General features: G+C 60.3%; 13 protein-coding genes. 6 read left to right on the top strand and 7 right to left on the bottom strand.

Features of this window, described 5'->3' with window-relative positions; translation table 11 throughout:
* Positions 1-109 precede the first annotated feature (109 nt).
* Positions 110-1,153: an aromatic ring-hydroxylating dioxygenase subunit alpha gene (locus MU848_RS14630; RefSeq protein WP_247233711.1), complete on the top strand. Its 1,044-nt coding sequence runs from the start codon at positions 110-112 to the stop codon at positions 1,151-1,153.
* Positions 1,146-1,400, top strand: coding sequence for a hypothetical protein (locus MU848_RS14635; protein WP_247233713.1), 255 nt, complete (start codon positions 1,146-1,148; stop codon positions 1,398-1,400). The genes MU848_RS14630 and MU848_RS14635 overlap by 8 nt, the downstream gene beginning before the upstream one ends.
* Positions 1,401-1,457: 57 nt before the next feature.
* On the opposite strand, the gene MU848_RS14640 is transcribed toward MU848_RS14635, so the two are convergent.
* The 4 genes from MU848_RS14640 to MU848_RS14655 form a co-directional block, all read right to left on the bottom strand.
* Positions 1,458-3,893 carry a TonB-dependent receptor gene (locus tag MU848_RS14640; RefSeq protein ID WP_247233715.1) on the bottom strand — a complete coding sequence of 812 codons (2,436 nt, stop codon included), beginning with the start codon at positions 3,891-3,893 and terminating at the stop codon, positions 1,458-1,460.
* A gap of 173 nt (positions 3,894-4,066) precedes the next feature.
* Positions 4,067-4,966: a TIGR03619 family F420-dependent LLM class oxidoreductase gene (locus tag MU848_RS14645; protein ID WP_247233717.1), complete on the bottom strand. Its 900-nt coding sequence runs from the start codon at positions 4,964-4,966 to the stop codon at positions 4,067-4,069.
* 106 nt (positions 4,967-5,072) lie between these two features.
* On the bottom strand, positions 5,073-7,226 hold the full coding sequence (locus MU848_RS14650; RefSeq protein ID WP_247233719.1) for a TonB-dependent receptor: 2,154 nt from the start codon (positions 7,224-7,226) through the stop codon (positions 5,073-5,075).
* Between the two features lie 60 nt (positions 7,227-7,286).
* Positions 7,287-9,131, bottom strand: a complete 1,845-nt coding sequence (locus MU848_RS14655; RefSeq protein ID WP_247233721.1) for an alkyl sulfatase dimerization domain-containing protein — start codon at positions 9,129-9,131, stop codon at positions 7,287-7,289.
* Between the two features lie 144 nt (positions 9,132-9,275).
* On the opposite strand from MU848_RS14655, the gene MU848_RS14660 reads away from it, so the two are divergent.
* The 4 genes from MU848_RS14660 to MU848_RS19030 all read left to right on the top strand — a co-directional run bounded on the left by MU848_RS14660 (position 9,276) and on the right by MU848_RS19030 (position 15,068).
* Positions 9,276-11,579 (top strand): arylsulfatase, encoded by a 2,304-nt coding sequence (locus MU848_RS14660; protein WP_247233723.1) that lies wholly within the window; start codon positions 9,276-9,278, stop codon positions 11,577-11,579.
* 106 nt (positions 11,580-11,685) lie between these two features.
* A complete protein-coding gene (locus MU848_RS14665) occupies positions 11,686-12,951 on the top strand; it encodes a TetR/AcrR family transcriptional regulator (RefSeq protein ID WP_247233725.1) in 1,266 nt (421 codons plus the stop codon).
* Positions 12,952-13,146: 195 nt separating this feature from the next.
* Complete coding sequence (locus MU848_RS14670) at positions 13,147-14,901, top strand: glycosyltransferase family 2 protein (RefSeq protein WP_247233727.1); 1,755 nt, start codon at positions 13,147-13,149, stop codon at positions 14,899-14,901.
* Positions 14,902-14,942: 41 nt separating this feature from the next.
* A complete protein-coding gene (locus tag MU848_RS19030) occupies positions 14,943-15,068 on the top strand; it encodes a hypothetical protein (protein WP_281494484.1) in 126 nt (41 codons plus the stop codon).
* A 69-nt stretch (positions 15,069-15,137) separates the two neighbouring features.
* Here MU848_RS19030 and MU848_RS14675 read toward each other — a convergent pair whose 3' ends face one another.
* The 3 genes from MU848_RS14675 to MU848_RS14685 are packed head-to-tail and all read right to left on the bottom strand — an operon-like array spanning position 15,138 to position 17,091.
* A complete protein-coding gene (locus MU848_RS14675) occupies positions 15,138-15,551 on the bottom strand; it encodes an ATP-binding protein (RefSeq protein WP_247233729.1) in 414 nt (137 codons plus the stop codon).
* Positions 15,544-15,882, bottom strand: coding sequence for an STAS domain-containing protein (locus tag MU848_RS14680; protein WP_247233731.1), 339 nt, complete (start codon positions 15,880-15,882; stop codon positions 15,544-15,546). The genes MU848_RS14675 and MU848_RS14680 overlap by 8 nt, the downstream gene beginning before the upstream one ends.
* An 18-nt stretch (positions 15,883-15,900) precedes the next feature.
* Positions 15,901-17,091: a PP2C family protein-serine/threonine phosphatase gene (locus tag MU848_RS14685; RefSeq protein WP_247233733.1), complete on the bottom strand. Its 1,191-nt coding sequence runs from the start codon at positions 17,089-17,091 to the stop codon at positions 15,901-15,903.
* Positions 17,092-17,271: the final 180 nt, after the last annotated feature.

Genomic DNA, 17,271 nt, shown 5'->3' on the forward strand with positions numbered 1-17,271 from the left:
GCCGAAATGCTATCGACTTTTTGAGTAAATGGCCAAAGCTTTTCGCATGCCGCTAAAGCCATCCCTCTCCTTTACGGCCATGATGGGGCCAATGGAAAAGGAGAGGATGATGTTCATTCGCGATGCCTGGTATGTGGGCGCCTGGAGTCACGAACTTGACGCGACGCCCATGAAGGCGAGAAGGCTGCTCGGCGACAATATACTGTTCTTTCGCACCACCAGCGGCCAAGTGGCCGCCATTCGCGACCGATGTAGTCATCGGTTCGCGCCGCTGTCGATGGGACGGCGGGAAGGTGATTGCGTGCGCTGCATGTATCACGGACTGTTATTTGATGCGGATGGCAAGTGTATCGAAGAACCAGGCCGTAAAGGCGTCAGTCCCAAAACCAACGTTCGAAGCTATCCCACTGTCGAACGGTACAAGCAGGTCTGGATATGGATGGGCGACCCGGCGAAGGCCGATCCCAACCTCATTCCCGATTGTCATTATCAGGATGATCCTGCTTGGGCATCAATTCCCGCCTATATCCATTACAAAGCCGACTATCGTCTGATCCTCGACAATCTTCTCGACTTTTCTCATTTGACATACGTACATGAAAATACGCTGGGAGGCTCAGCAACCATCGCGCATATACGGCCAAAGGTAGAGCGGCTGGGCGACAAGGTACGGTTGACCCGATGGTATCTTGGTGAACCCTGCATTGCGCCTTATCTCAAGGGCTTCAACACATTCGAAGGCCCCGTCGACCGCTGGCACATTTACGAATTGCACATCCCAGGCAATGTGTTCCTGATGGATTCAGGCAGTGCTCCAGCGGGCAGCGGCGCGCCGGAAGGACAACGGGTTCCTGAAGCGATGCAGTTCCGCGCGACCCAGATCGTCACGCCCGAAGACGAGCAGAACAGCCATTTCTTTTGGAGCTATGCCCATAATTTCAACATCGGCGACCCGGATTTCACCGCAAAACTGGCCACGCGCATCGCGGAGGGCTTCGAAGAGGACCGGATCATGATCGAGGCGCAACAGGACGAGGTCAACCGTAGCACCCGGGATGAGATGGCCTTCATCATGGCCGACAATGGTTTAGCATTGGGGCGGCGCATCATCGAAGAGAAATTGGCGGCGGAGAATGCGCTGGCTGATGGGTAGGTTCCGGACCCGCGGCAGAACTGGCGGTGGACGTCCGCTGGTCGCGTCCTTCATCTACCATCATTTCAGCAGTGACCGGTTGTCGATCCATTATGGCGACGAATATAATGCCCAGCTTACGTTGAAGATCGACAAGCATCTCAGCGCACTCGTCAAATATGCAGATTATCAGAGGAAGGGGATCAGCAGCTTTGCCGGTGATGCTGACACCAGGAAGTTCTGGGCACAGCTGGATTATGCCCTCTGAACAGCTTGCATATGCAGGGCGGCCCGGTGAAATTCACCGGGCCGCCCATGGTCATGATCAGAAGCTGACCTTGACGTCACCGCCAAATGTGCGCGGCTTCTTGTAGGAGCCCGCGCCGAAGCCCAGCCCGCCGAAATCGATGCCGAAATCAAGGTTGCGTTGATTGGTCAGGTTTGCGCCCCAGAGACCAACATCGATCTTGGCGTTCCCGGCCTGAATATCGGACAGAGAGATGCGAGCGCTCAGATCATAGTCGGGCCGCGAGCTGACTTCGCGGTTGAAGGGATTGACCCGATCGAGCGCAAAGAAATAGATGCGGCTGCGATAGGCAAGGTCGCTGCGCAGCATCAGCGTGCCGATGCCCACATCTACCGAATATTGGCCGCCGATGCGCGCGTTCCACTTGGGCGTTTGCGACAAGTGCGCTTCATCCCCCACGTTGATCAGCTGGTTGAACGTCGGGGATGTGAAGTCCGGATCGCGGTACAGATATTCCTTGAAGTCCGGGTGGACATAGCCGACCGAACCGTCGATTTGCAGCCCGGCGAAGGGAATGGCCGTCGCTTCCGCCTCGAACCCGCGGAACCGCGCTGAACCAGCATTTGAAACGACCGATGTGGCGCCGCCGCTTCCGCTCTGGAACTGCTGAATCTGCAGGTTGGAATAATCGGTTTGGTAGACGGACAGGTTGAGCCTGAGATGACGGTCGAACAGTTCCGACTTCAGGCCAAGTTCGTAGGCCGTCACCTTTTCCGGCTTGTAGGTCGTCAACTGTCCTTGAGGGTTTTGCGGATCGATGCCGCCCGAACGATACCCGGTCGATACGCGCGCATAAGCCATGATATCCGGCGTGAAGCGATAGTTGACCGAACCCAGCCAGGAAATATTGTCATTGTTGACCACAGTGGCCGCGGTCAACGTAGGCAGGTCCGTGCGCTGCAACGTCTTGCGATCCTGCGTGTAGCGTGCGCCACCCGTGATTTCGAGCTTGCCGTCGAGCGCCGAGGGTTTCCAGCTCGCCTGACCGAATATGGCGGCGGACTCCGAGGTCGCCCGGAAGCCCAGGGTGGGCGTCAGGTTGATGCCGATGAGGCCGCCGGGCGTGAGTTGCGGGTTGGCCAGGATGTTGGCCGCCGTCGTCGCAGGAACACCGAAGGCTTCCAGGAAGGCCGTGGGCGCGACAAGCGTCAGTGCCTGGCGGTTGTTCTGCGACGCCTTTTCGTAGAAATAATAGACGCCTGCCACATAATTCAGGTCGCCCGATGAGCCGAGCGCCTGAAATTCCTGGCTGAATTGCCATTGTTTCTGCGGCGCGTTGTTGCCGTTGTAGAGGCCGACATCGGCCACGGTCACGCCGGTCGGCGAGGCAGGGTCGAAATCGACGACCGGCCCACGCAGATAGCCGTTGCCATCAAGCGTCAGGATGGTGTCCTGCCAGAAGCGGCGGTAACCGGTGATCGACTTCAGCGTCAGTTCGTCGATCGGTTCATAGGCTATGGTAAGCGAATGGCCGTAAATGCGCGACTTGGCACCATAGCGCAGATTGCCAAAGCGATCGACGAAGCCGTCCTGCAGCCCCGGATTGATCCGGTCCGGGCTGATGAGAAATGGATCGCCTCCGAAATTGGGGGACTGGCTGAAATAATTGAAGACGCTGGGCGTCGCGGCCAGCAATTGGAAATAGGGAGCGGTGCCGGACCGGTAGTTGAAGTCGAAGTTGTAATTTATCGTCACATTGCCGAGGTCGGCTTCGACGCCTGCATATATAGCATCGCTGCGCAGTGCGCCGGGATCACGGCTGTCCGGGGTGTAAAGATTGTCGATATAACCGTCACGTTCACGATGCATGGCTGCGAGCGAAATCTTGATCGGCGACCCGCCGATGAAGCCGGTATCAACACGGCCACGGACGAACCAGTCGTCATAGCTCGCATAGCCGGCCTTGGCTTCCAGATGCATCTCATCTGTTGGCTTTTTGGTGACAAGCTGGATAGCACCGCCGATGGTGTTGCGGCCGAACAATGTGCCCTGAGGGCCGCGCAACACTTCGATCCGCTCCAGATCGACAAGGTCGAAGATCGCGCCCGCGGCGCGCGCAATGTAGACGCCGTCCAGATAGACGCCCACCGCCTGGTCGGTCGCCGCATCAGGCTGCTGATTGCCGACGCCACGGATGAACAAAGAAACGGCCGTCAGGCTGGTTGATTGTTGCAGAAGCGAAAGGTTGGGCGTGAAGCGCGGGACGCTTGTGACGTCGAGCACATTCTGCTGCTCCAGGAATTCGCCGGATAGAGCTGTGACCGAAACCGGGACCGTTTGCAGTCTTTCCTGGGTGCGACGCGCCGTAACGATGATGTCGGAAAGCCCGGTCCCATTTGGCTGCGCCTGAGCTTCCGCGCCCTGATTACCAGGAACCGTTTCCTGGGCAAAAGCCGGTGAAGCCAGCACCATCGCCAGCACGCCGGATATAAATGATCGATTGATACCGCCCATTTCCTCATCCTCCCTGTCATGACACGCTATTTTATAGCTTTTTTGCCCTGCACATCGGCAGGCCATGTCTGATTATGGTTGCAGATTCGTACCAAATGCGGTTTTCGTCAACTATCTTCGTGGGTGATGCCGATTATTTCCCTGGGTGTGACAACTAGGCCAATCTGATCTCTTCAATGCCGTCTGTGGATAACGCGGTCGGCAAAGCGGCTGATCGCGTCCTTTTTCACGGAAAGCTGGCTGATGTCCGATCCTTCCGCGACATAGCTCTCCATTTCCCACGGCGTCGGCATCCACGGGATCACAACCATATCGTTGATCCCATGCCCGGCGAGCCGCTCTTCGCTACTTTCGAGCAGCGGTTCGATGAGGGATATGACAGGCGAAAAACCAGATGCCGGCAATCCCATCTCTGTCCGAAGCGCTTGGAGATGTTGGACAATGGCGATCGTGTCGTCCACCGTGGCGGGTAATCCCAACCAGCCGTCATTGGTCGCCGCTCGCCGCAGTGCGGGTGCCGACTTTCCTCCAACCCAGATAGGCACCGGGCCGGGAGGCAAGGGGCGGAGCAGCACAGCGTCGAACCGGAAGAATTCGCCGTCATGGCTGACCGTTTCGCCCACCCAAAGCCTGCGGCAAATCGTCAGTATTTCGTCCAGGCGCCGACCACGCGATTTGAAGTCGACACCCGCGGCGTCATATTCTTCCTTCAGCCAGCCGGCGGATACGCCGCAGATCACGCGGCCGGACGTGTAGGCGGACGCGGTGGCGACCGCACGGGCGACCGTGAACGGGTCACGTAAAGCGGCCAGGTAGATGTTCGTCGCCAGCCTCAACTCGCGCGTTTCAGCCCCCAGCAGCGTCAGCGTAATCCAGGGGTCGGGCCATGGCGCATCCATGGGCCAGAAGATCTCACCGGACTCGGTATAGGGATAGGGGGTCTTGATCGAGGCTGGCATGATCAGATGATCGGCATAGGTGACACCGTGAAATCCGCAACTTTCCGCGTGCTGCGCCAGTGCGATCATCTGATCAAGCTCAGGCACCGCCATCATCGATAGCCAGAAACGCATGCTTGCCTCCCCTCAAGTCAACAAAGCTTCGCCTGCCCTTGATGAACATAGGCGGTCAAAAGACCCTATACGCCATCTGGCGCATATTTTCGATTAGAAGCTTGGTTTAATATTCAAATGTGACTTCAAGACCATAGGTGCGGGGGTCGCCAAAGATCGCGCTTGGCAGCCCTCCATTGAAATGGGCGATATAATATTCCTTGTCGGTCAGGTTTTTGCCGAAAGCCGACAGGCGCCAGCTACCGAAGCCGACTGGTATGTCCGACAATGTAAGCCGGGCATTAAGCAGGCCATAGTCGCCGATGACATAGCGGCGATCGGCGGTTGACGTCGAAACCTTACTCTTGAGGAAATAGTCGATGTTGGCGGTGAGCACGCCAATTGGCGTGTCAGGGAAGCGATATTCAAGAGACGTGGTCAGCGTATGTTTTGGAGCCTCCACGAAGGTGTAGCGCGACGTGATGTCATTGCCAGCTTGATCGAGTATTTGCTGGAACTTGGCGTCCAGATAGGCATAGTTGACCGAAAGGGTGAGTGTATCGATCGGCTTGGCGATCAAATCCAGTTCAAAGCCCTGGATGCGCGCCTTACCCGCATTGAAGACATCGGTAATGGCGACGTTCGTCGGGTCCGACTGGATATTCGTTTGAATATCCTTGTAGTTCGACCGGAACAGGGCAAGGTTGGCCTGCAAGTGATTGTCGAGCCAGCTTGATTTGATACCCAGCTCGAAGGAGTCGAGTGTTTCAGGGCCGAATCCTTCGTTGAAGCGTGCGATGCTGCTTGCGCGGATATTGTAGCCGCCCGTCTTATATCCTCGCGCATATTTGGCGTAGATATTGAGACTTGCATTGGCGTTGTAGCCGATGACGAGGCTGGGGCTGATGTTCGAGAAATGATTGTCGCCTGCTCCGCGAGGCAGCACGGTGGGTAAACCCGTCGCAGGGACGATGGTCTGGTCGAGCGTCGCCTTGCGTTCGTCCCGAGACCAACGCAGGCCGCCGGTCAGATACAGCCCCTCCATGAAGGCCGGACGCAATGTGGCCTGGCCGTACAGCGCATAAGCCCGGTTGTGGATCGTTGCGACCCGATCCATGCGGGGACGGCCGGTGATCGCGGAATAATCCGAGCTTTCGCCGTCCTCATCGAAATAATAGGCGCCGAGGACATAGTCCAGGCGGCGGTCAAAGGTGGAGCCGACAAGTTGCAGTTCCTCGCTCCACTGATCCTGCTTTTGATCAAAACCAGTCAGGATCAAGGGAAATGGCCCCGCCACCCCGGTCAGATAATTCTGATTGGTGATGCTGGAGAGCTTCCGGTAGCCGGTCAGCGACCTGAGCGTCACATCGTCAGCGACTTCCCAGCTGATGGTCAGATTATGCCCCTGCGAGGTGGCATCATTAGGCATGAGGTTTCGGACGAGCGGTGACCCTGCTGTCGGCCGATCCGCCATGCGGGGGTAGAAGGGCGCGGCAACCATGAAGACGGGCGTGTCGTTGATGTCGGAACGATCATAGGTGTAGCGCAATTGCAGGGCGTCTGTCGGTTGCCACAGCACGGCCGCGCGATATGCGTCGAGGCGCTGATCGCCCCAGCGGTCGACGCCGGTGCCGGGGTTGTCGACGAACCCGTCTTTCTGGCTGTGCAGATAGCCCAGCTCCACCGCGAGCGTTTCTCCGACGGGAATATTGACGCGTGTGCGGGATCGGAACTGGTCGTAATTGCCGATGGCAAGAGTCTGCTTGGCAGAGAACTCCCCCAGCTCGGGCGCGCGCGTGATATAGTTGATGGCGCCGCCTGTAGCGTTGCGTCCGTAGAGCGATCCTTGCGGTCCGCGCAGCACTTCGATCCTTTCGACCTCGGCGACTTCTGCGGACAGTCCCTGGTTGCGGGCGATGTAGATGCCGTCGAGATAGACGGCGACGCTGGGATCGACGGTGATCTGGTCGTCATTGTTGCCGATCCCGCGAATGAATACGCGAGCCGTTGTCGCGCTGTTCGGATGGGGGGTGACGGCAAGGCTGGGGACAAGGGTCCGCAGGTCGGTGATGTCGGCAATGCCCTTCTTTTCAATGTCGGCGCCGGTCATTGCCATCATCGAGATGGGCGTTTTCTGGAGGGATTCAGATCGTTTCTGTGCAGTAACGACGATCTCCTCGATACCCCCGCTTTGGACGGAGGCATCGTCCTGCGCGAAGGCGGGTGACGTGGCTGCGGCGAGGCACATTGCCAAAGCGCCGTGTGAGATGAAGCTGTTCATGTTAATTACTCCCCTTTAACGCGTGAAAGCGCGTATTTGTACGAGGCTGTTTCGTACTATCTAGCGTATGACGAGATTGATCGGTTGGACGGTGAGGTCGAGAGAGCTGAAAATCTGCTTCAGCGCTGCCGAGCCCCGGCCCGTGATTGCGCCTGCCTTCACCAGTGCGTCCACCGTCTGGTTGCCGGAAACCAGTTCCCCCAACGCATTGCGATCGAGCCGGACGACCGGCGCGCCGTCCGCCTCACCGCGGCGGAATTTCAGCGTGCTGTTGCGCAGTTCAAGCAGCCATGGGTCGCTTTCCCCGGCGATGGTGAGGGCGACGGTATGAGCGGCAGCTCCGGCGCGCTTGGGATCAACCTTGTAGCGGATTTGCTCAAGCATCAGCGCGACTGGCATCTTGCGGATATTATCCGGGTTCATGTAGCGCGCGGTCAGGCCTGCCTGTTGCAGCTTTCCTTCCAGTTCCAGCGCGCCCATCAGGTAGAAGCCGCGCCGGTTGCTGTTATAAGTAGCGTAGCCGAGTTTGCGGAAAGCGGCGGCCTTCAGCCGTCGTGCCTCCATATCCTGATGATCAATGGCGATCAGCAGCGTCGCAAGCTCCGCCGCCCATTGCGCGTCCCCCTGTTCGAAAGCGCGGTTGGCGGCGGCGAGCACAGGTGTCCGCCCACCCATCAACGTGACCTCGCGCCGGGCCCGCTCCACGCGTGGCGTGGGCGCAAGGTCGGTCGCATCGCCGGAGAACCAACTGATATAGCCGACATAATAGCTGCGCGCCGCGTCGGCGGCAGTGCCATAATATTCGGTGGTATAGGGCTCCGAGCGCAGCCAGTCGGGCAACGGCCCAAGAGCGTCAGGCAAGTCGTCCTGCGTGAGGCCCTTGTTGATCAGACGGATCGTCTGGTCATGGGTATATTGGATCGCATCTTCATAACGGGTCAGGAGCGCCTTGATCTGCGGCGCACCTTCCACGACCGGGCCGTGCATCGGCACCATCCAGGCTGCGCCATAGCGTTCCATCCTGCGCAGCGCCTCGATCCAGCGGTTGGCGTCGCGCATCTTCGTACCGCGCATCGAATGGAGATTGGGAAATGTCGGTCCCTGCACCTCATCGCCCGAAATCAACACCTGATAGTCGGGGAGCCATGCCGCGATGTGCGACGCGGCCTCTCCCCCGGTGTGGAACAGGTGCAGCTTCACCCCGGCGATTTCAATGTCGCGCCCGCCATCCACATCGACGAACTGAGTGGGCGGGATGTAGGCGGACTCATTCTTCCCCGCCTTACCCAAAGCGCCGCAGCAGCCGACATGAAAATCCTCTGCTTCCTTTCCTGCAAGGCTGAAGCCGAACATGTAGGCCGAGCGCGCGGCGACGATGGGCAGCGTGGCGACTCCTTCGTCGGAAAGCTCCTTCAGGAAATTCGAGGCGGCGAAGATCGGCACCTTGCCTCTGGCGACATCGGCTGGCGGTACGAACACCCCTGCCCCGTTCACATGATCAGGATGATGGTGGGTGTAGATGATGGCCTTGATCGGCTTGGTGGAAATCTGCGTCCTGATCTTGGCGAGAGCGGCAGTCGCAACATCGCGGTTCATGCCGGTATCGAGCAGGACGAGCCCGTCGCTGCCCTCGACCACGACGAGGTTCATGCCCTGAAATTCGATTTGCCAGACCGGCGTCTTTCCTACGCGGGTGACGCGTTCCTGGAACAACCGGGCATGGGCGGTATAGTTGGATGGAGCGGAAAAGGGCACGTTGAGATCCGGCGCATGAGCGATCGCCGGTGCGGCCATGCCCGCCAGCACAAGCGCCGAGAGCCCGCGCATGAGAGCTGCGCCACCCATCAAATGCAGCCTGCGAGCGACGCGCAGACGCGCGCCGCGGTCAAGGACCTCCACGGTCATATCCTCTCCTACACAGATATTGTTCGCTATGCCCGCTTGTACTGTACGAAACTCATCCGTACAAGATACCAAAGCATAGGGAGTGGATGAAAGATGAGAAAGCGCTCAGGACTGAACTATAAAGCTGGATTTGTGGCCCTTATCATGGGAAGCGCGGCGCCGCTCACGGCGCAGAATGTGCTCCCGCGAGCAGCAGAACCCTTTGCGGGCAAGATCGGCGAAACCTATGCCGATTCGGTCCCGGCCTTTCCCAAAGCGGTCACCGCCCCTGCTGGCGCACCCAATGTGCTGCTGATCCTGACGGACGACGTCGGTTTCGGCGCGGCGTCTACGTTCGGCGGTCCGATACCCACGCCCAATCTGGACCGGCTGGCAGCGCGCGGGCTGGTCTACAACCGTTTCCACACGACGGCTATGTGTTCGCCGACCCGCGCCTCTCTGCTGACCGGGCGAAATCATCATGCGGTCGGCAACGGCATCGTCGCGAACCTGTCCACGGGCTTTCCCGGCTATACCAATATCCTGCCCAAGAGCGCGGCGACGGTAGCGGAAGTGTTGCGCCAGAGCGGCTACAATACGGCGATGGTGGGCAAGCATCATAATGCGCCCGAAGCCGATGTATCGCCGGCCGGTCCATTCGACATGTGGCCGACCGGACTGGGTTTCGAACATTTCTACGGCTTCATGGCGGCCGAAACCAACCAGTTCACCCCCGCCCTCTATCGCGGCACCACCGCCATTCCGACCCTCAAGGAAGGAGTGCTGGACAAGGCGCTGGCCGACGAGGCCATCCAGTGGATCCACAATCAGAAAGCAGCTGCGCCCGACAAACCCTTCTTCCTCTATTATGCGACCGGATCGGCGCATGCCCCGCTGCAGGCGCCCGCAGACTGGATCGCCAAGTTCAAGGGGCAGTTCGACAAGGGATGGGACGCTGTTCGCGCCGACACGGTGAAGCGGCAGAAGCGGCTGGGCATCATTCCTTCTGCCACCAGGGATTCAGCACGGCCCGAAGGCTTGACTGCCTGGAGCGCGCTCACCCCAGATCAGCGCCGGATCAATGCGCGCTTCATGGAAGTCTATGCAGCGATGCTCGCCTATCAGGACGCACAAATCGGCCGTGTCCTCGACGAACTCGACCGTATGGGCGAGAGCGGCAACACGTTGATCATGTTCATCGAAGGGGACAATGGCGCGGCGGCCGAGGGCGGAGAGAATGGCAGTTCGAACCCCATGTCATCCTTCGCCAATGCGATGCAGGAGGATGACAGGATGCTGCTCGCCAATCTTGACAAGATCGGCGGGCCCGATGCGGTGGGCAATTGGGGCTATGGATGGGCATGGGCGACCAACGCGCCCTTTCCCTGGTTCAAGCAATATGCCTCTCACCTGGGCGGGACGCGCAACGGGCTGGTCGTATCCTGGCCGGATCATATCAAGGAACGCGGCATCCGGTCACAATTTACCCATGTGGTCGATGTGATGCCGACCATATTGGAGGCTGCGGGCCTGCCAGCGCCCGACAGCGTCAATGGCGTCGCACAGCAGCGAATGGACGGCGTCAGCTTCGCATACAGCTTTGCCGCGCCCCGCGCGCCAGAGCGGCACGACACCCAATATTTCGAGATGATGGGGAATCATGCCATTTATCATCAAGGCTGGCTGGCAAGCACCACGCCAGTCAACCTGCCATGGAAGCGCGGCGACGGCTCTATCCTACCCAATCAGTATAAGTGGGAGCTATATGACCTGCGCAAGGACTTTTCCCAGTCGCGCGACCTGGCCGCCAGCCAAGGCGCGAAGCTGAAGGAGATGCAGGCCCTTTTCCGCAAGGAGGCCGAGCGGAACCAGGTGCTGCCGCTGGACGACCGCCTGACGCTTGCCCGGTTCCGTGCGGCCGAAGGGCAACGGCCCCATCGTTCGACCTACAGCTATTGGGGCGCAGGGATCAGCATACCGTCGGTCAGTGCCGCGCCACTGCTGGCGCGCAGTTTCCGCATCACCGCTGATGTCGACATGCCGAAGGAGCCCGCGACCGGCGCGCTCGTCGCGCTGGGCAGCAAGTTCGGGGGCTGGAGCTTCTATCTGAAGGATGGACGACCTGTTGCGATGATCGCGGCATCGCAACTGGCGGGCGACCAGTCACAGGTGGCGGCGACCCAGCCTCTCCCAGCGGGGAAGAACAGGCTGGTCTTTGATTTTCACTATGATGGCGGCGTGAATGCCGGGGGCGACATGATCATCAGCGCCAACGGCACCAAGGTGGCACAGGGCCGCATCGCGCGGACCATATCGAAACTGCCGGAAATGAGCGACACGCTGGATATCGGTTTCGACGCCGATACGCCGGTCACGTCCGATTATAAGGATGGCGGTCACTTCCCTGGTGGGATTGAGAAAGTCGACATTTCGGTGGGTAAGCCCGGCGCGCCCGGCAAGGCGCCCTGAACGGAACAATCCTGATGCCTGCGGACATGCGCCGCAGGCATCAGGAGACGCTTTTCGGCTTTGCCCGTTGACGGCGCGCCCCGTCCGGCGGTTAAGATAGGCCCAGATGGTCGAAATCACTTCTCAACCCGTGCATGCCGAGCGCGATAACCGGACCCAGGTCCTGAACGCCGCGGGCCAAGTATTCCTGGCCGATGGCTTTGAGCGAACGAGCGTCGATCGGATCGCCGCCGTCGCCCATATGAGCAAGCAGAGCATCTACGAGCTTTATCCAAGCAAGCTCGCTTTGTTCGAGGCCGCCGTCCGCAGCAAATTGAACGGTGCGTGGCTCAACCTCAGGGCCATCGATCGCGGGGCAAATGCGGAAGACACGCTGACGCGCTATGCCATGCGGCTGTTCGAGGGTTTTGCCGAGCCCGTGAATTTCGGCCTGTTCCGCGCCAATATCGCGGCTGCTAACCATGTTCCGGAATTGGCCGCGGAGCTGCACGAGAAGCGTCTGGCATCGTCGCAGCCACTCGCCGATCATCTCGACCAGCTTATCGCCGATGGCGTCATCATAGCCTGCGACACGATGGCCATGGCCATCCGCTTTGGCGGCATGGCGGTGGAAGGCGCGCGCTATTTTCTGGGCACCGAACTGCCCGGCAAGGCCGCGCAGAAACGCATCGTGGATTGTGCGGTGCATCTGTTCCTGGACGGCTATCGCAGCGTGACGGATGTTACGCGCGACGCTGTCCCTGCCCCCGCGATCGAGCCGCCTGCACGCGAGGGTGGTCCGGCGATGCGGCTTTCTGCGGACAAGTTGCTCGCGCTGCTGGACGCGGCGACGAGCGAATTTCTGGAACATGGCTATCGCCGGGCCAGCATCGACCGGATCGCCGCTGCGGTGCGGGTGAGCAAGGCTACGATCTACCGGCAGTTCGGCAACAAGGAAAATCTGCTGCGCTACATCGTCCAGCGCGACATTTTCGAGGCGAGCCAGCGCCCGTTTACGCAGATCCCCGTGGGTGACGAGCCCGAAGCGGCGCTTGCCGCGCTCGCGCGGGAGGCGCTGGACCGGCATCTTGAACCGGCGAACTTGCGGATGCACCGGCTGTTGGTGGTGGAGGCTGATTTCCTTCCCGATCTCGCCCAGCTATTCTATGAGGGCCGCGTGCGGCGGCTGGGCGACGCGCTGGAGACGCAGCTTCATGCCCTGGGGCTGCCGCGCCCGAGCCTTATGGCGACACGCATCTTCTACACTCTCGCGACATTCGCGGTCCGTTTCTTCACGGCGAGCACGCCGCCTGCGGAGAAGGATCGCGAGATCTACGCCCAGGAGTGTGCGCTCCTGTTTCTTGAAGGTGTGCGGGCGGACGGGCGCAGTTAGTTGCCCTATGAGGAGGCGCGAGCGCCAACCTCTTGTGTTGCAAGATTAATCTTGAAGACCTAGCCTTCCTCCCGCTCCATTGCGGCCAGCAAGGGGGCGTTGGAATCGACCCGAGAAGCCGGAAGGACGCCCGTGGATTTCTATTTCAATCGCTTTGAGGATCGACGACCGCCAGAGCCGCTGCCTCATTCGCGATTGATCGAGTTGATCTGGCAGACATTGGCGCTGCTGATGCTGTTGCTGGGCGCGCGCTATCTGTTGTGGCGCTGGACGGATTCGCTGAACTGGGACGCCTTGTGGTTCGCCATTCCCTTGGTCATCGCGGAGACTTGCGCCTATTTTGGGCTCATCCTCTTCACGCTCAACCTGTGGAAGGTGAAGGATTATCCGCTGCGCGCACCCCCGGCGCGGACCAGCGAATGCGTGGGATCGGCGGGCAGCGAGGATGATCGGCCCATCTCGGTCGATATCTTCATCGCCACCTATAATGAGGATGAGGAATTGGTGCGGCTGAGCATTCGCGACGCCAAGGCGGTGCGCTACCCTCATCCCATCGACGTGAAGGTGCATATACTCGACGATGGCCGCCGCGACACGATGCGACAGGTCGCGGACGAGGAAGGCGTCAATTATATCAGCCGCGACAATAATGTCGGCTTCAAGGCGGGCAATCTGCGCAACGCCATGGAGCAGACGAGCGGCGACTTCATTGTGATCTGCGATGCTGACACGCGGCCATTTCCAACGATGCTGGAGCGGACGCTCGGCTATTTCCGCGATCCCGACGTGGCTTTCGTCCAGACGCCGCACTGGTTTTATGATCTGCCCGAAGGCGAGCGGCTGAAGGACTGGATGGGCCGCAAACTCGGCGGACTGGGCAGCGCGATCGGGGGAGCGGTCGAACGGATCTTTGGCGAGATACGCATCGGCGAGGACCCGTTCGTCAATGACCCACAACTATTCTTCGACGTGATCCAGCGCCGCCGCAACGCCTATAGCGCCGCCTTCTGCTGCGGGGCGGGATCGATCCACCGGCGCGAGGCCGTGATGTTCGTCGCGCTGCGTGCCTATGCCGATGCCATCGCCCATGCTTCGGGCGATGCGAAATCGCGCATCGCCAAGCTCGTCCGCCGCCGCGCCGATCCGGCAGCGCAAGCGCTCGCCCGCTGGCAAGCCGCGCAGGCCGAGGAGCTGACCCCCTATAAATTCCATGTGTCGGAAGACATCTACACCACGATCGTGCTGCATCAGGACCGCGAACGGCGGTGGAAATCCGTGCTTCACCCACATGTGGAATCGAAGATGCTCTCGCCGCAGGACCTGCTCAGCTGGAGCATCCAGCGGTTCAAATATGCAGGCGGAAGCCTCGACATCTTCTTCCACGACAATCCGGTGACGGCCAAGGGTTTGTCGCTCGGCCAGCGGCTCATGTATTTGACGACATTCTGGTCCTATATGGGCGCGCTCTGGAACCTTGTCTTCCTGCTGGCGCCGATCGTCTATCTGATGACGTCGGTCGCGCCGGTTTCCGCCTATACAGGCGACTTTTTCGCCCGGGCGCTGCCGTTCCTGATTGTTACCGAACTGGCCATCATGTTCGGGACGTGGGGCATTTCCGGCTATAAGGGGAAGGTCAGCTATATGGCGTCCTTCCCGATCTCGCTCCAAGCACTCTGGGCGGTGGTGCGAAAGCAGAAGATCAAGTTCCCGGTCACGCCCAAGGATCGGCAGGACGGCCATTATCTGCACCTGGTCTGGCCGCAGCTGGCTTTGATGATCGGAACCTTTGCCGCCTTTTGCTGGGCGGCGGCAGCGCTATGGCTGGGCTTTGGCAATTACACGCTCGGCGGCCTGATCGCCAACGGCCTGTGGGGTCTCAACAACATTCTGGGCATGTCGATCATGGTCCGTGCGGCCCTGTGGCAACCCAACGAGGAAAAGGCAGGATGAACTGGAAAGAAGGTTTTAGAAGAGGGCGGAGCCATTTGCTGATGGCAGCCATTCTGGCCATCGCCGGGAGCATCGTCGTCAGGATGGAGGATGATGCGCTTCGCCAAGAGACCGGGAAAGCTCCGCCTCAATCCATGACGGACAAGTTGCCTGCCAGTTTGAAGTGACGGCGGGCGATTGCTGCGGTAGCCCTTCGAAAAGCTCATGGCGAACGGTGTTAGCGGATGGCGCGCCGGTCAGCCGCGCAGGCGCTTTGTGAGACGCAGTCGGTTCGTGCCGCCTTCGCTCCGATAATCGATCTGGTCGATGCACGACTGGATGATCCCAACACCGCGGCCGCTCTCCGCATCAGCGGAGATGGTGCGGCATCTGGAAAACAGTCCTTCGGGAACCGCTTCGCCCTGATCCTGGAGTTCGAGCGATACGGAGCCGGGCATAATTTGCACCCCGACGCCGATCATGCCGTCGTCCCGACCGCGATAGCCATGGATGATGATGTTGTTGGCGGCCTCTGCAAGCGCCAACTCGATGTCGATCATCACTTCGGGTGGAACAGCGGCGGCTTCGCAGAGGGCGCGGACATGCTCGCTCAATTGACCGACTTCTTCCAGCCGGGCGGGGTACAGGCGGACAGCCCCCTCGTCAGCCACGCACGAGCGCTCTTGCATCCGGGACCGTCTCGGCAAGCCGGAACACAGCGTCGAGGCGCGTCAGTTCGAACAGGCGGCGCACCGCAGGCTGCGCCCCCGCGATGGCGAGCGAGCCGTCCTTGCCCAGCATCTTGAGGAGCGACACCAGCGCGCCGAGCGCCGTGCTGTCCATGAAAGCGACGCGCGTGAGGTCCAGCACGACCTTGCGCGGACCACCATCGATGCCCTTGGCGAGGTCCGTCTTGAATGCCGGGGCTTCGGCGGCATCGAACCGCGTCGCCTGCACCTCTACCAGGGCCACATCCCCATCCATAGTGATGATCGCCGTCATTCCTTCACCCTTGTCTGTCTATGCCATTTCAATCGCGAGAAGCGAAATATCATCGTCAAAGCCGCGCGTGCCCCGCCGCATCGCGACGGCGGCCTTCACCCGTTCGACCATCAGTTCCAGCGGCTCGCCGGCTCCCTCGCGCAGCAACTCGCTGAGCCCCGCGACCTCCAACTGCGTGCCTTCGCGATCGGCGCATTCGGTAACGCCGTCGGAAAAGAGTATCAGGCGTGTCCGGGGTTCCAACGTGACTTCTTCGGGGATGAACGTAGCGTCACTGAACCAGCCGAGCGGAAAACCACCGTCCAGGCGCAGGGTGGACACGCCGCCTGACCCGACGATCAGCGGATCTGGATGGCCAGCACGGATGATCCACGCGCGCCCTTCATGCGGCGAGAGCAGGCCGCAGATCAGCGTCGCATAATTTTCATTGGGCTGCCCCTCGATCTCCCTATTGAGCTGCTCGATCGCGGACGCCAACGCCGCCGGATCGCCGGGAGCAAGCTGGACCAGCCGGTGATGCAGGTGAAAGGATGCGAGCGCGGCGGGCACGCCATGCCCCTGAACATCGGCGAGGAAAAAGAGAATCTTGTCGTCCTGCCGCGACACGCCCAGTGTATCGCCGCTCATGTTCATCGCTGGCTGATGCGCCCACGCGATGCGCACGCCGTTCATTTCCTTGTCATTGGGCAACAGCTTGTGATGCAGCGCAGCCGCCGCATCCAGGTCAGCCCGCACATGGCGATAGGCCGCCCGGATACGATCATGCGCCTGCGCCAAATGGCGGTTCCGCCGCTCCAGGCTGCGATGCAGGCGCACATTGCGCCGGGCCGAGGCGACCGTCAGTTCCAGTTGCAGCGGATCGAGCGGCTTGAACAGGAAATCGTCGACGCCCGCAAGCGTGGCAGCCCGGATCGTATTGCTGTCGCCGCGCGCGGTCATCATGACGATGTGGAGAAAGCGGTTCTGCACCGCCGCCGCCCTCACCTGCCGCACGAGCTCAAGACCATCCATGCCCGGCATCTGCCAATCGGTGATGAGGACATCGACCGGCGCCAATTGCACATGCGCGAGAGCGGCCGCCCCATCGCCTGCGACCTGCACCGAGCAGCCGAGCGCCTCCATCTCCAGCGCCAGCACCTCAAGAAACAGGTCATCGTCGTCGACGATGAGTATGTTGAGGCTGGTAATGGGGAGCGGCTCCGCGGTCATGAGATTCCTGCGTTTCTCCAAAAACAAGCCTGCCCCACCCTCCCCATCTAACGGCCAAGCCGCCGGACAGGAAGGCTTTGAATGGCAAAGATTTTCCGAAAATACGGTAAATCGAGCGTTAACGCCGTTTTTGGGCTGTCCCTTCCACCCCATCGCACGTTATGCAGCGGCAACAATCCG

It is taken from the genome of Sphingobium agri (assembly GCF_023051225.1).
GTDB classification, from domain to species: Bacteria; Pseudomonadota; Alphaproteobacteria; order Sphingomonadales; family Sphingomonadaceae; genus Sphingobium; species Sphingobium agri.

Bases quoted from the DNA above. Each gene is read 5' to 3' on its own strand.
- MU848_RS14630 (WP_247233711.1), top strand. From the start codon at position 110: ATGTTCATTCGCGATGCCTGGTATGTGGGCGCCTGGAGTCACGAACTT.
- MU848_RS14635 (WP_247233713.1), top strand. From the start codon at position 1,146: ATGGGTAGGTTCCGGACCCGCGGCAGAACTGGCGGTGGACGTCCGCTG.
- MU848_RS14640 (WP_247233715.1), bottom strand. From the start codon at position 3,893: ATGGGCGGTATCAATCGATCATTTATATCCGGCGTGCTGGCGATGGTG.
- MU848_RS14645 (WP_247233717.1), bottom strand. From the start codon at position 4,966: ATGCGTTTCTGGCTATCGATGATGGCGGTGCCTGAGCTTGATCAGATG.
- MU848_RS14650 (WP_247233719.1), bottom strand. From the start codon at position 7,226: ATGAACAGCTTCATCTCACACGGCGCTTTGGCAATGTGCCTCGCCGCA.
- MU848_RS14655 (WP_247233721.1), bottom strand. From the start codon at position 9,131: ATGACCGTGGAGGTCCTTGACCGCGGCGCGCGTCTGCGCGTCGCTCGC.
- MU848_RS14660 (WP_247233723.1), top strand. From the start codon at position 9,276: ATGGGAAGCGCGGCGCCGCTCACGGCGCAGAATGTGCTCCCGCGAGCA.
- MU848_RS14665 (WP_247233725.1), top strand. From the start codon at position 11,686: ATGGTCGAAATCACTTCTCAACCCGTGCATGCCGAGCGCGATAACCGG.
- MU848_RS19030 (WP_281494484.1), top strand. From the start codon at position 14,943: ATGGCAGCCATTCTGGCCATCGCCGGGAGCATCGTCGTCAGGATGGAG.
- MU848_RS14680 (WP_247233731.1), bottom strand. From the start codon at position 15,882: ATGACGGCGATCATCACTATGGATGGGGATGTGGCCCTGGTAGAGGTG.
- MU848_RS14685 (WP_247233733.1), bottom strand. From the start codon at position 17,091: ATGACCGCGGAGCCGCTCCCCATTACCAGCCTCAACATACTCATCGTC.